The following is a 14071-nucleotide window of genomic DNA, read 5'->3' as shown; positions in this document are numbered from 1 at the left end:
CAAAACAGCACTTGCCAGCACCCCGAAAAACAACCAACCTTGAACCCCCGAAGACGTTCGTCAGAGCCTATTCAAACTGGCTCCTATATGCCGATCATCGGTGGCTCTATTGTGCCGGTCAGTGACACCGGTGGCAGCTGGGGCAATGGTGGCTGGAACGGCGGCTGGGCCGGCTCGCGTCCGTCCTACAACGACAACGCCAACCGGGATCGTGACCGTGACCCGGACGGGCTGAAGATCCTGCGCGCCGAGTACGGCACCAACAACAACCGCATCGACATCACCCATCGCCTCAGCCAGCGGGTCATCATGAACCGCCTGACCGCCCGGGTGAATAACGACCTGGCCGGCAACGACCCGGCCCGTGACCAGCAGAAGCGCCTGTGGGTGACCTACAGCGTCGAAGGCCGCGAGATGCGCCGTGACGTGAAGGAAGGGCAGGTGCTGATCCTGCCGTGATCGGCGTGTGAGGCAGGGTGGGGCGCTGTGGCGAGCTCACGCCAATGACACAGGACGGGCTCCGTAACAGGAGCCCGTTTTGCGTCTTCGGCCGACTTGGCGCCGTTTAGAACCTCATCCGCAGCGACAGCTCGTAAGTCCGCGGATTGGCGATCAACACCTGGGTGTTGCCGTAGGCCGATTCCGCATACAGCTCGTCGGTGGCATTGCGGATGCGGAAGCCGACATCGGTGGTCTTGCTGTATTTGTAGTCGGCCGACAGGTCCAGGGTGGTGTAGGACGGCAACTGCAGGGTGCTGGCGTCGTTGTAGTCGAGCTTCTCGGCAACATCCTCGCCGATGCGCTTCAACTGGCAGCCGCAGGCACAGGTAGTGCTGTCCGGCTTGTGGCGAACCTCGGTGCGCGGAAGCTCGGGCGGGAGCGGCTTGCGCTTGGCCTGGCCTTTGGGCAGGGCGGGTTTGCCGGAGAGCTGCGCGAGCTCCTCGGTCATCGCCGCCAGGTCCGCTTCGACCGTTTCCTCGAACAGTTGGGCCTGCTCTGCCGGCAGGCGAGTCAGATCCCCTGGCCGTCATGGATCAGTACCTTCATCCGGGTGCCACGCCGGTTGGCGAAGAGGTTGGCGTGATGGGGCCGTACTTCGCCGAAGACTCGTACCACTTGGGCGAGGAGCGTGTCCATGCCGGCGCGCATGTCCAGCGGGGCCACTGACAGCCACAGGGCGTCGCCCCGGATCACCCTAGCCACTCGCTTAGCCAGGCACCGCAGGCGGTGGCCGAAGATGCGGGCCAGTCTACCGTGACCACTGCGGCACCTTTGCGCCGTTCCAGCCGGATGGGCACATGGGTGCTCTGGGTAAGTTGCACCGGGACGAAACCGCCGATGGCCTCGGACGTCGCTGGGCGTAAAGGCTGGCAGAACAACTCGGGCGGCTCGATGCCTCGCTCGCGCATCCAGCGCCGAAGCTGGTTGGCGTTGATCCCGTTGGCCAGCGCAACACCCGCGACCGAGACACCGGGCTCGCTGCAGGCTTCGATCAGGGACTGCTTGAACGCTTCGGAGTGGGGGCTACGGGTACGGCGGGGGCTGTTCATGGAAGTGTCCACTTCTATGCGTAGTGGACACTATGGTTAGCGAGCTAGGGGGGAGGGGCGGGGTTTCGGCCTTTATCGTTCGCGAACGGCAGCTTTTCTATCACAAAGCTGTCGGTCCCCTTCTAGACCCTAACCGAATTTGCAACTAAGGACTCCAAGGGTTCGGGGCGATGGATCAGATACCCTTGAGCCATATTGATCCCGATACCGTGAAGCGCTTCAAGCACGTCCTGGCGCTCAACAAACTCGGCAATTGTTGTCACCCCGGCGACTCGTGCTACCTCATTGAAACAACGAACAGCCGCTTCATCCAGCTTGTCTTCAAGCATGTCTGTAATGAACTGTCCGTCGATCTTCAGGAAGTCAACAATCAGGTTTTTCAAATAGCCAAATGACGAAGCCCCAGCACCAAAATCGTCCAGCGCCACCTTGGCTCCTAATCTCCGGACCTCATCGACAAATTGCCGTGCGTCCACCAGGTTTGTAATTGCAGCTGTTTCGGTAATCTCAAAGCAGACCTTTCTCAGATCGAACCGCGCATGCCTGATCATTTCAAAAAGGTGTTGGTGAAACGCCCGATCCCCTATCGACTGTCCCGACAAGTTGATGGCCACGAGCTCGATTTTTACTTCGCGCTCTACTGCTTGGGCCAGCCATTCAAACGTGTGGCGCACGACCCATCGATCAATTCGGGTCGCCATGTGAAAGCGTTCCGCGGCAGGAAGGAAGATGCCTGGAGGTACTAACGTTCCGTCGGACTCTCGCAGGCGAAGCAGAACCTCAAAATGCAGGGGCGTGCTGGCTCGCCCAATAGGTACGATGCGTTGCCCGTAAAGTTCAAAACGGTCTTCGTCGAGTGCCTGCTCCAGCCGTGTAACCCATTTCATCTCGCCTTGGCGTGTTTTCATCGCCCTGTCGGTGTCGAACCAGGTATGGACGCGATTGCGCCCGGCTTCCTTTGCGGCGTAACACGCCGCATCCGCAGCTTGTAAAGTCAACGCCGTGTTCGCCCAACGCTCATCAACAGAAACCAGTCCAATACTGGTGCCGACGCGATAGCGCCGTCCGTCATGCAAAAACCGAAAATCCTCCATTTGTTCGCAGATTTTTGCGGCAATGCGTTCCGCCGCTTCAGGCGAACAATGTTCGAGAAGAATGCCAAATTCGTCCCCACCCAAACGGGCCACGGTATCGCGCCCGCGCACAGAGGACTGCATCAAGGCGCTTACCTGTCGCAACAACTGATCACCAACGGCGTGACCACACGCGTCGTTTACGAGCTTGAACTGGTCAAGGTCGATGTACATCAAAGCGCCCGACCCATGACCTTCCTTTGCGGCGGCCAGCATTCGAACCAGCCGACTTTCGAACTCGAGGCGATTCAGAAGTCCGGTGAGCGTGTCATGCCTGGCGCGATGACTCATTTCTTCGGTCAGGCGCCGCTGCTCCGATACGTCATGGAATACCAATACGGCCCCGTGCACACTCCCTCTCGCATCACGTATCGGCGAAGCAGAATCTTCAATCCCGTATTCCGATCCATTGCGAGCGATCAGCACCGTATCGTTGGCTAGCCCAGTGACCTCGCCAAGTTGCAGGCAAAGTGACACGGGGCTCTGTGCAGGTAGCCGGGAATCCTTGTTCAAAATGACAAAAATTTCGGCAAGAGGCCGCCTATATGCATCCTCCTTGGACCATCCGGTCAGGCGTTCGGCCACAGGATTGAGCCATTGAATACAGCTATTGACGTCCGTTGTGATTACAGCATCGCCGATCGAATCGAGCGTCACTTGCAGCAGCTCGCGCCCCTCCACGAGGCGACGCTCCATCTCTTTGCGTTCGCTGATGTCCTGCATGACGCCGACAAATAGCGGTTGGCCCAGTTGGTCGCAGCGGGACACAGCGAGTTCCATCGGAAATGAGGCTCCATTCTTCCTCCGACCATTTAACTCCCGCCCCGTGCCGATGACCTTGCTAACCCCAGTGACGTGGTGACTTCGAAGGTGATCATCATGATCTTTCGCATCACTTTCGGGCATTAACATTTTGACGTTCTGTCCGATGGCTTCATCCTCGGTGTAACCAAAAATGCGGGCCGCCTCCGGATTCATTGAGTGAATAATGCCGGACGCATCAATGGTGATGATGCCATCCAAGACATTTTCGAGAATGGATCGGGTAAATTTTGCATGCTCGACGAGCGACGCTTCAGCGCGCTTTTTCTCGGTGATGTTTGTGATCACGGCCAACGATTGCAAAGGGTTACCGCTTGCATCCCGCTCCAACACAGCCGACAGCAAAACATCCATCACACTGCCGTCCTTGCGTACTATCTGGTAGCCGATCTCATCACACCGACCAGTCTTAAAAAAATTCGGTAGGACGTCTCTAGTGGCGTAGACCTGTGATTCCGGGGTTAAGAACTCCGATGAGTAGCGACCGATGACCTCGTCACGGCGGTAGCCCAATTCGGAAAGCCAGTGATCACTGACTGCGGTCAAGCGGCCTTGTGCATCAATCGAGTGGAGCATGCCGGGGGTTGCCGAATAGAGTCGCTCAAGTCGAGCTTCGCTGGCGGCCAGCGTTTCGACCGCTCGCATTGCCTGCTCGCGAAACTCCAACCCTTGTACGACTGCGCAGGCGAGTGAAGCCAATGTGGCACGTTGATGTTCAGTCAGTCTATGCGGTTGTCGGTCAATGACACACAAGGTGCCGAGCCGCGTGCCGTCCGAGAGCTTGAGGGGGGCGCCAGCATAGAAGCGGATGCGCGGCTCGTCGGTTACCAGGGGGTTATTCACAAAGCGCCAATCGTTTAATGCGTCGTGAACCTCCATAACCTCGTCCCCAAGGATTGTATGGGAACAAAATGCCACATCACGAGGTGTCTCACTGGCTTCCGATAAGCCCACATTCGCCTTGAACCACTGTCGATCTGAATCAACCAGGCTTACGAGTGAAATCGGAACACCGCAGACATTCGCCGCAACTTGTACCAAGACGTCAAACATCGCTTCAGGCGGCGTATCCAGAATGGCAAGCGCTCTAAGCCTTGCAATCCGGTTTCTTTCGTCAGCGGGGTAGGGGGCGGGATGGGTCATAGGTTATCTCAAGGCAGTTAGGCTACAACGCAATCGCCACCGTCAGAAAAGGTCGGCCGCTTGTCTTAACGACATACCGAAGCATTCATTGAGGCTCTTCCGCTACCCGACTGGCTGGGCGTGAGACCGAGCCACGCGGCAAACTGGCGGCCATTCCGGAACATTGATGCGTCACCTACGCTGGCGGTGACGGTCGGCGGTGATGAGTCCAACACCGGGCAGATCCCGTGTTTGCTTCGCCAGCGGAGCGTTCGCCTGCTGGGCGGTGATCTGCTGGTCGCACTCCCCGATCCGGGCGTCTAGCGCATCAAGCTGGTCGTGTACGCTCTGGATTAATCAACGCAGGGCTGGCGCCAACGCGGTGCCGAACTGGCGAATGCAACAAACCTGACGCTCTACGGTCGTGCCTCTCAATCACAGGAACGGGCCGGTAGCCCAGCCCTCGTCCCCTACTAACGTAACCACCAGCCTCACCCGCTCCCACTTCCCCCAAACCCATCATTTCAACAATTCTTGAAATCTTGTATAGTCCCCCCATGGAAACCAAGTCAGCCACCACGATCTTCGAATCCCTCTCTTCCGGCTGGAGGCTGGAGGCCTTTCGTTTGCTGGTACGGCAGGGGCCGGAGGGGATGGTGGCGGGGGATATCGCCACGGCCCTGGATCTGGCGCCGTCCAGCCTGTCCTTTCACCTCAAGGCCCTCAATCATGCGGGGCTGGTGACGGTGGAGCAGGAGGGGCGCTTCCAGCGTTATCGGGCCAACATCCCGCTGATGCTCGACCTGATCGCCTATCTCACCGAGGAGTGCTGCGCCGGGCATCCGGAGCAGTGCCTTGACATGCGTGCCGCCTCGTCCTGCAGCGAAGCCGTGCTGCCTCCGCTGGCCGGCTCGGCCGGGAAGCCCTGAACATGAACGTCCTCTTTTTGTGCACTGGCAATTCCTGCCGCTCCATCCTCGCCGAGGCGACCTTCAATCATCTGGCGCCGGCGGGCTGGCGTGGCATGAGCGCGGGCAGCAGGCCGGCGGGCTACGTCCATCCGCGCTCCCTGGCCTTGTTGGCCCGGGAGGGGATCAGCATCGAGGGCTATGTCAGCAAGTCCTGGGATGCGTTGCCGGTGACGCCGGATGTGGTGGTCACCGTGTGCGCCAGCGCCGCGGGTGAGACCTGCCCGGTGTATCTGGGCCCGGTGCTGCGCACCCACTGGGGCGTGGACGACCCGGCCCATGCCACGGGCAGCGATGCGGAGATCGACGCAGCCTTCATGCTTGCCTACCGCATTCTGCGCGCCCGTATCGAAGCCTTCCTTGCCCTGCCGTTGGCCGAGCTGCAGCACGACCAGGCACGCCTGAAAGCCGAGCTCGACCGCATCGGCAACCTGCAGCCCTGAGTTACCCATCCTTTTTTCGGAGACCCCCATGAAAGCCATCCAGATCTTTGACCCGGCCCTGTGTTGCAGTACCGGCGTGTGTGGTGTCGAGGTGGACCAGACCCTCGTGCAGCTCTCGGCCGACGTGGACTGGGCCCGCCAGAAGGGGGCCCGTATCGAGCGCTTCAACCTGGCCCAGCAGCCCATGGACTTTGCCGGCAATGCGGTGGTGCGCGGCTACCTGGAGCGTTCCGGCCCGGAGGCGCTGCCGCTGGTGCTGCTCGACGGCGAGGTGGCCCTGGCCGGCCGCTACCCGACCCGGGCCGAACTCTCCCGCTGGCTGGGCATTTCGGTGCTGCCGGTGCAGCCGGCTTCCGGTGGGTGTTGCAGCGGCAGTACCTGCTGCTGATTTCCTCAGGGTGAGCGCCATGAACTTTCTCGATCAGCCGCCGCGTTACCTGTTTTTCACCGGCAAGGGTGGTGTCGGCAAGACCTCCATCGCCTGCGCCACGGCCCTGGTGCTGGCCGCCCAGGGGCGGCGGGTGCTGCTGGTTAGCACCGATCCGGCCTCCAATGTGGGGCAGGTTTTCGGGATCGAGATCGGCAACCACATCACCGCCATTCCCGCGGTGAGTGGCCTTGCCGCGCTGGAGATCGACCCCCAGGCGGCGGCCCAGGTCTATCGGGAGCGCATCGTCGGCCCGGTGCGTGGTCTGCTGCCCGACGCGGTGGTGCGCGGCATCGAGGAGCAGCTCTCCGGCGCCTGTACCACCGAGATCGCGGCCTTCGACGAGTTCACCGCCCTGCTCGTGGATGCGCAGCTCACCACCGACTTCGACCACATCATTTTCGACACCGCGCCCACTGGCCACACCATCCGCCTGCTGCAGCTGCCCGGCGCCTGGAGCGGCTTTCTCGAGGAGGGCAAGGGCGACGCCTCCTGCCTCGGCCCCCTGGCCGGTCTGGAAAAGCAGCGCAGCCAGTACAAGGCCGCCGTGGACGCCCTGGCCGACCCGGCGCGTACCCGGCTGGTGCTGGTGGCCCGGGCCCAGCAGGCCACCCTGCGCGAAGTGGCCCGCACCCACGAGGAGCTGGCCGCCATCGGCCTGACGCGGCAATACCTGGTGATCAACGGGGTGCTGCCCGCCGCCGAGGCCGCCCTCGACCCCCTGGCCGCGGCCCTGCATGCCCGGGAGCAGGCCGCCCTGGCGGCGATGCCCGAGGTGCTCGCCGCGCTGCCCCGCGACGACCTTCCCCTCAAGCCCTTCAACCTGGTCGGGCTGGACGCCCTGCGCCAGCTGTTCACCGATATGCCACCGGACGCAGCTGCCGAGACCGGACAGCCGGTGCCCGTGGTGCATGGCGCCAGCCTGGCATCGCTGGTGGACGGCATCGCCGCCGACGGCCACGGCCTGGTGATGCTGATGGGCAAGGGCGGGGTCGGCAAGACCACCCTGGCCGCGGCGGTGGCCGTGGAGCTGGCCCGGCGCGGCCTGCCGGTGCACCTCACCACCTCCGACCCGGCCGCCCACCTGGCCGACACCCTGGACGGCGCGCTGCCCCATCTCAAGCTCAGCCGCATCGACCCCCACGCCGAAACCGAGCGCTACCGTGCCCACATCCTGCAGACCCGTGGCGCCCAGCTCGACGCCCAGGGCCGCGCCCTGCTGGAGGAAGACCTGCGCTCCCCCTGCACCGAAGAGATCGCCGTGTTCCAGGCCTTCTCCCGGATCATCCGCGAGGCCGGGCGGAGCTTCGTGGTCATGGACACCGCACCCACCGGCCACACCCTGCTGCTGCTCGACGCCACCGGGGCCTACCACCGGGAGATCGCCCGGCAGATGGGCGACAAGGGCATGCACTTCACCACGCCGATGATGCAGCTGCAGGACCCGCAGCAGACCAAGGTGCTCATCGTCACCCTGGCCGAAACCACCCCGGTCCTCGAAGCTGCCAACCTGCAGGCCGACCTGCGCCGGGCCGGCATCGAGCCCTGGGCCTGGGTCATCAACAACAGCGTCGCCGCCGCCGGCGCCCGCTCGCCACTGCTGCTGCGCCGGGCCCGCAACGAAGGCGCCGAGATCGACGCCGTCGCCCACCGCCACGCTACCCGCTATGCCGTGGTGCCCATGCTGCAGGATGAACCGGTGGGGGTGGAGCGGCTGCTGGCGCTGGCATCCGGGCCGGTGGTCGCCCGCTGAGCGTGCTGTTGCAGAGCTGAGGGCAGGGGCCGCCTGCCGTGCGCCGTCTTGCCCTATGCCGTTACAATCCGGCGCATGACAAACAAACCTTACGCGGTGGTGCATGGCGGAACGCGCTGACGCACCCCGTGCCCGGTGTCTGTGCCTTGATATCGAAACCGCCCGCCAGGACAAGACCGCCCTGCGCGAGCTGGGTGTGTTTCGCCCCGATCTGGATGCCCGCCTGCGGATCCCCGGCAAGGCGCCCGATCTGGTCAGCCGCCTCGATGCCCTGACGGAAGATGCGGCCTTCGTCCTTGGCCACAATATCGTGGCCTTTGACCAGCCGGCACTGGCGCAGCTCTACCCCGATCTGGCCCTGCATCGCCTGCCCCTGGTGGATACCCTCGAGCTGTCGCCGGTGGCCTTTCCGCAGAACCCCTATCACCGCCTGGTGAAGGACTACAAGCTGTGCACCACCACCCGCAACGACCCGGTACGGGATGCGGAGCTGGCCTACGCATTGTTCCTGGATCAGAGCGCCGCCCTGCTGGCGCGGGTGGCGGAGCATCCGGACGAAGTCCTGTGCCTGCACTTCCTGCTCTCGCCCGAGCCGGGCAAGGGCGTGGCCAATTTTTTTGTCAACCTGCGCCGGGCGCTGCGCCCGTCCCGGGAAGACGTGGTGGCGGCCTGGCAGCGGGCGACCGACGGCAAGGTGTGCATCTCCGCGCAGCGCACGCTGCTGGCTGATTGGCTGCCCGACCCCACGTGGCACAAGCCCCTGGCCTACACCCTGGCCTGGTTGCGGGTGGCCGGTGGCAATTCGGTGCTGCCGCCCTGGGTGGGGGCGAGTTTTCCGCGCACCCGTGAGGCTATTGCCGCCCTGCGCGACCGGCCCTGCAGCGATCCGGCCTGCACTTGGTGCCGCGAGCAGCACGATGTGGAGGCCCTGCTGCCGCGCTTCTTCCCGGGCATCACGCGCTTTCGCAGCACGCCCACCACGCCGGATGGGCGCTCCCTGCAGCAGGCCATCGTCGACAACGGCTTTGCGGGCATCTCCACGCTGGCCATCCTGCCCACGGGCGGCGGCAAGTCATTGTGCTTCCAGCTCCCCGCCCTGGCCCGCTATTACCGCAAGGGCAGCCTCACGGTGGTCATCTCCCCGCTGCAGTCGCTGATGAAGGACCAGGTGGATAACCTGGAGGCGCGCGGCGTCACCTGTGCCGGCTATCTCAACAGCCTGCTCAACCCCCTTGAGCGGCGGGCCATGCTGGACAAGCTGCGCCTGGGGGATCTGGGGCTGATCTTCGTTGCACCGGAGCAGTTTCGCAGCACGGCGTTCGCCACGGCCCTGATGCACCGGGAGGTTGGCGCGTGGGTGTTCGACGAGGCCCACTGCCTGTCCAAGTGGGGGCACGATTTTCGGCCCGACTACTTGTATGTGTCGCGCTTCATCCGGCGGCGTCAGGGTGAGGCACCCTCGCCGGTGTTCTGCTTCACGGCCACGGCCAAGCCCGACGTGGTGGATGACATCTGCGAGCACTTCGACAAGCGCCTGGGCCTGCGGCTGGCCCGGCTGGAAGGTGGCGTCGGCCGCGACAACCTGAGCTACGAGGTGCGGCAGGTCCAGGTCCAGGCCAAATACGCGGATGTGCTTCGCCTGCTTCAGGAAGCCCTGCAGGAGGAGGGCGGGGCCATCGTCTTCTGCGCGCGCCAGAAGACCGTGGAGGAGTTGGCCCGCTTTCTGAAGGACGGCGGCCTGGATTGTGGGTATTTCCATGGAGGCATGCTGCCGGCAGACAAGCGCCGGGTGCAGGAGGCCTTTCTGGCGGGCAGCCTGCGGGTGATCGCCGCCACCAACGCTTTCGGCATGGGTGTGGACAAACCCGATGTGCGCCTGGTGATCCACCTGGATACGCCCGGCTCACTGGAGAACTACCTGCAGGAGGCCGGGCGGGCGGGGCGTGACCAGGCGCCGGCGCGCTGCATCCTTCTCTACGATGATGCCGACCTGGACGTGCAGTTCCGCCTGCTCAAGAACTCGCGCCTGAGCCAGCACGACATCCTCTCCATCCTCAAGGCCCTGCGCTCCATCGAGCGCAAGGACCGTAGCGAGGGTGAGGTGGTGGTGACCAGTGGGGAGATCCTGCTGGAGATGCCGGAATCCCACAGCCTCGACCCGGACGCCAACGACGCCGATACCAAGGTGCGCATCGCCGTGGCCTGGCTGGAGGAGGCCCGTCTGCTCGAACGCCACGAGAACCACACCCGGGTCTTCCCGGGCAGCCTCATGGTGGCCAGCATGGACGAGGCCATCACGCGCTTGCGGCACAAGCTGGGTGCCGATGCCGACATCGCGCCCTACCAGCAGATCCTGTCCATCCTGATGCAGGCCGCCGATGATGAGGGCCTGTCCACCGACGAGCTGATGCTGGCCACCGGCAGCGACTCCCGTCGCGTGCAGGCCATGCTGCGTGAGCTCGACAAGTGGAAGCTGCTCTCCAATGACACCGAGATCGGCATCACCCTCTACCGGGACCCGGACAGCACCCAGCGCATCGACGAACTCGCGCGCATTGAGGGCGCGCTGCTGGCGATCCTGCAGGAGCTGGCCCCCGATGCTGCCGACGATGGCTGGCAGATCCTCGAAATGCGTCGCCTGTGCGATACCCTGCGGCGCGACACCCGGGTGGACTTCAACCCGGAGAGGCTGACCCGCCTGCTCAAATCCTTCGCCGAGCCGTTTGGTGACGGCGATGGGCAGCGCGGCTTCTTTGCCCTGCGTCCGGCCGGCATGGACAGCCGCCACATCAAACTGCTGCGCAGCTGGCAGGAGATCGACACGATCCGCCGCCGCCGCATGGCCCTGGCCCAGGTGCTGCTCAACCTGTTCCTGTCCCGCCGGCAGGGCAACACCCTGCTCGTCACCTGCAAACAGGGTGAGCTGGAGGCCGCCCTGCAGGCCGACCTGACCCTCGCCGAGTTGGGCATCAAGGACTGGAGCCTGGCCTTGTCCTCGGCCTTGCTCTATCTGGATACCAACGAGGTGTTGCACCTGGCCCGGGGCAAGGCGGTGTTCCGGGCGGCCATGAACATCGAGTTGAATCCCGAGGCGCGGCGGCGCCAGTTTCGCAAGTCGGACTACGCCGAGCTGGCCCTGCACTACAAGGACAAGGTCGTGCAGGTGCACGTGATGGCCGAGTACGCCAAGCTGGCTGTCCAGAAGGTGCAGGCGGCGATGGCCTTCATCGTCGATTACTTCAGCCTCGACCGGGCCGCTTTTGTCAGGCGCTATTTTGCCGGCCGCAAGGACGTACTCGAGATGGCCACCACCGAGGCCGCCCACCGCAAGATCCTCACCGACCTGGCCAACCCGGATCAGCAAGCCATCGTCGCGGCCCATCAGGAGGGCAATTACCTGGTGCTTGCCGGCCCCGGCGCCGGCAAGACGCGGGTCATCGTGCATCGGGTGGCCTGGCTGCTGCGTGAGTGCATGGTGCTGCCCGAGGAGATCATGGTGCTGACCTACAACCGCTCTGCCGCGATGGAGATACGTCGCCGCCTGTGGGCGCTGGTCGGGGCCGACGCGGCGGGTGTGGCGGTGCAGACCCTGCACGGCCTGGCCATGCGCCTCACCGGCACCAGCTACGCCGTGGCGGTGGAGCGGGGCGAAAAGGTGGACTTCGGCCTGGTGATCCGCCAGGCCACCGAACGCCTCCAGACCGCCGAGCAGGGGGATGGCGTGGGGCCGTCCATCGTCCGTGACCGGCTCCTGGCCGGGCTGCGTTTTTTGCTGGTGGATGAGTACCAGGACATCAATGGCGATCACTACGCCCTGATCAGCGCGTTGGCCGGGCGCACGATCCAGACCGAGGAGGACCGCCTGTCCCTGATGGTGGTGGGGGACGACGACCAGAACATCTACGCCTTCGATGGCGCCAACGTGCGCTACATCCGCCAGTTCGAGGCGGACTACCAGGCCCGGCGTTTCTCCCTGGTGGAGAACTACCGCTCCACCGCCCACATCATCCACTGCGCCAACCGGGTCATCGCCCCGGCCCGGGAACGCATGAAGGCCGGGCAGGAGATCCGCGTCGATCACGCCCGCCGGGGCCAGCCTGAGGGCGGTGCCCAGGCCGCCCTCGACCCACTCGCGGCGGGGCGGGTGCAGGTGCTCGAAGTGCCACGGGATCTCCACCGGGAGGTGCGCATCGCCCTGGCCGAACTCAAGCGCCTGCACACCCTCGACCGCGCCCGGGGCACGGCCTCGTGGGGCGGCTTCGCCGTCATTGCCCGGCGCTGGGAAGACCTGGAGCCCATGGCCGCCCTGTGCCGCCAGCATCACATTCCGGTGCAGCTCCTGCGGGATGGCAGCGCCCTGAACCTGCACCTCACCCGGGAAGGCCACGCGCTGCTCGAATTGCTGCGCGGTGCCCGGCGCAGGGTGGCACGGCGGCGCGTGGTGCTTCGTGCCGGCACCCTCGGGCGCTGGTTCCGGCGTCGCCATGGCCTGGCGCTGGACGGCGCAATCGCCCACCCCTTCAAGGCGGCCCTGGCCCAGTTCATTCTCGATACCGAGTCCGCCGCGCCGGGGTGCGAGCGGGTGGTGGGCGACCTCATCGACGCCCTTTACGAGTTTGGAGCCGGCGGGCGTGCCCCCGCCGGGATGCGCCCGAACGCGCCCCTGGTGTTGATGACCGCCCACCGGGCCAAGGGCCTGGAGTTCGAGCATGTGCTGGTGCTGGATGGCGGCGGCTGGCAGGGGCGCAGCGACGACGAGCGGCGGCTCTTTTACGTGGCCATGACCCGCGCCCGCCGCAGCCTGTGCCTGTGCGAGGCCATCGGCGGTGCGCATCCGTTCACCCGCCATGCGGATGGGCTGAGCCTGCGTGTCCGCCCCGAATGCCCTCCGGACGCAGCGGCGCTGGACTCCCGTGTCTGGCTTGCCGACCCCGGGCACGTGGTGTTGTCGTGGCCGGGGCGCTTTGCGTCTTCGGCGCCGATACACCGGGCGCTCGCCGCGCTGGATGTGGGCAGCCCCCTGCGCCTGCTTCCCCGTGCCGACGGCAAGCCGGGCTGGGTGCTGGCCGATGAGCATGGCGTGGTGCTGACCCGCATGTCGGCGCGCTTCAGCGTGCCGGTGGGCGACATCCTCGCCGTGCGCGTCGCCGCCATCCTGGTGCGCCATGCCCGGGAAGGGGAGGCCGGGCTGCGTTGTGAGCAGTGGGAGCTGGTCTTGCCCGAGATCGAATACCGGGCGGGCGAAGGCTAGGTTGTGTTGTCAGTCAATTCTTGGTTGGTCGGGCAACGGCGTGTGGCAGCGCGTGTTCGGGCATCTGGTTTTCGATGCCGACCTCAAGGAGGTGCTCATCAACAGCATCATCGTGAGTGCGTATCTTCATGTGGCCAGTTAAAAAATGCGATCAAGCGCTTGGCCAGCCCCGTGATGGATGGAGTGCCACGATTCACGGCCTTGTCGGAGGACTCGACTCGTCGGCCCGACTCGTTCAGTGCCGACAAGGCATCGGACACCGATGCCTGCCTTAACCGTTTGGTAGTCCACTAGATCGAAACGGTGATCCCTTTGCGCGCTCATCGCCACCTGCTAGGACAAGCTCGCCCAACGCTTTGCTTCGCTCATCGCATTCTGAATCTACGTCATGTGGCTGGCCAAATTGTCAATAGACTCTAGTCCGGCAGGCTGCTGGGGAAAGGCATTTTGCGGCTGACGCAGATATGCGCAGGTTAGGGCACCTCGAATAACCCGAGGTTTTCAATGAATTCCGCCGCGCAACGATGATCGCGACCAAATTCGGTTCAATTTCGCTGAGCAAACACCGCCTTTCCCTGCGGTGTCGCCCCGTTTTTTCCTCG

The 14071-nt window shown here is 64.3% G+C and carries 10 protein-coding genes and 1 pseudogene; 6 read left to right on the top strand and 5 right to left on the bottom strand.

What is annotated here, in order from left to right; all coding sequences use genetic code 11:
* Positions 1 to 87: 87 nt before the first annotated feature.
* Entirely contained in the window at positions 88 to 459 is a 372-nt protein-coding gene (locus tag ACIQ09_RS19120) for a hypothetical protein (RefSeq protein WP_398313504.1), read from the top strand.
* Between the two features lie 106 nt (positions 460 to 565).
* Here the strand turns inward: ACIQ09_RS19120 and ACIQ09_RS19115 are convergent, their stop codons facing one another.
* The 5 genes and pseudogenes from ACIQ09_RS19115 to ACIQ09_RS19095 all read right to left on the bottom strand — a co-directional run.
* Complete coding sequence (locus tag ACIQ09_RS19115; RefSeq protein ID WP_398313506.1) at positions 566 to 1006, bottom strand: hypothetical protein; 441 nt, start codon at positions 1004 to 1006, stop codon at positions 566 to 568.
* A 5-nt stretch (positions 1007 to 1011) separates the two neighbouring features.
* On the bottom strand, positions 1012 to 1203 hold the full coding sequence (tnpB, locus tag ACIQ09_RS19110) for an IS66 family insertion sequence element accessory protein TnpB (protein ID WP_398313502.1): 192 nt from the start codon (positions 1201 to 1203) through the stop codon (positions 1012 to 1014).
* Positions 1191 to 1550 (bottom strand): transposase, encoded by a 360-nt coding sequence (locus tag ACIQ09_RS19105; protein ID WP_398313500.1) that lies wholly within the window; start codon positions 1548 to 1550, stop codon positions 1191 to 1193. The genes tnpB and ACIQ09_RS19105 overlap by 13 nt, the downstream gene beginning before the upstream one ends.
* 122 nt (positions 1551 to 1672) lie before the next feature.
* Positions 1673 to 4648, bottom strand: coding sequence for a PAS domain S-box protein (locus tag ACIQ09_RS19100; protein ID WP_398313498.1), 2976 nt, complete (start codon positions 4646 to 4648; stop codon positions 1673 to 1675).
* 98 nt (positions 4649 to 4746) lie between these two features.
* Positions 4747 to 4867 (bottom strand): annotated as a pseudogene (locus ACIQ09_RS19095) (transposase); the annotation flags it as partial.
* A 317-nt stretch (positions 4868 to 5184) separates the two neighbouring features.
* Here ACIQ09_RS19095 and ACIQ09_RS19090 point away from each other — a divergent pair.
* The 5 genes from ACIQ09_RS19090 (at position 5185) to ACIQ09_RS19070 (ending at position 13469) form a co-directional block, all read left to right on the top strand.
* The gene (locus tag ACIQ09_RS19090) at positions 5185 to 5556 is read left to right on the top strand and encodes an ArsR/SmtB family transcription factor (RefSeq protein ID WP_398313496.1); all 372 of its coding nucleotides are present in this window, start codon (positions 5185 to 5187) and stop codon (positions 5554 to 5556) included.
* Between the two features lie 2 nt (positions 5557 to 5558).
* Positions 5559 to 6038 (top strand): arsenate reductase ArsC, encoded by a 480-nt coding sequence (locus ACIQ09_RS19085; RefSeq protein WP_398313494.1) that lies wholly within the window; start codon positions 5559 to 5561, stop codon positions 6036 to 6038.
* 28 nt (positions 6039 to 6066) lie between these two features.
* Complete coding sequence (gene arsD, locus ACIQ09_RS19080) at positions 6067 to 6426, top strand: arsenite efflux transporter metallochaperone ArsD (RefSeq protein WP_398313492.1); 360 nt, start codon at positions 6067 to 6069, stop codon at positions 6424 to 6426.
* Positions 6427 to 6445: 19 nt separating this feature from the next.
* Positions 6446 to 8218 (top strand): arsenical pump-driving ATPase, encoded by a 1773-nt coding sequence (gene arsA / locus ACIQ09_RS19075; protein ID WP_398313490.1) that lies wholly within the window; start codon positions 6446 to 6448, stop codon positions 8216 to 8218.
* Positions 8219 to 8321: 103 nt separating this feature from the next.
* The gene (locus ACIQ09_RS19070) at positions 8322 to 13469 is read left to right on the top strand and encodes a RecQ family ATP-dependent DNA helicase (protein ID WP_398313488.1); all 5148 of its coding nucleotides are present in this window, start codon (positions 8322 to 8324) and stop codon (positions 13467 to 13469) included.
* Positions 13470 to 14071: the final 602 nt, after the last annotated feature.

The organism is Zoogloea sp., from assembly GCF_044344315.1.
Taxonomy (GTDB): Bacteria; Pseudomonadota; Gammaproteobacteria; order Burkholderiales; family Rhodocyclaceae; genus Zoogloea.
This window is presented reverse-complemented; position numbering and strand designations above follow the sequence as displayed.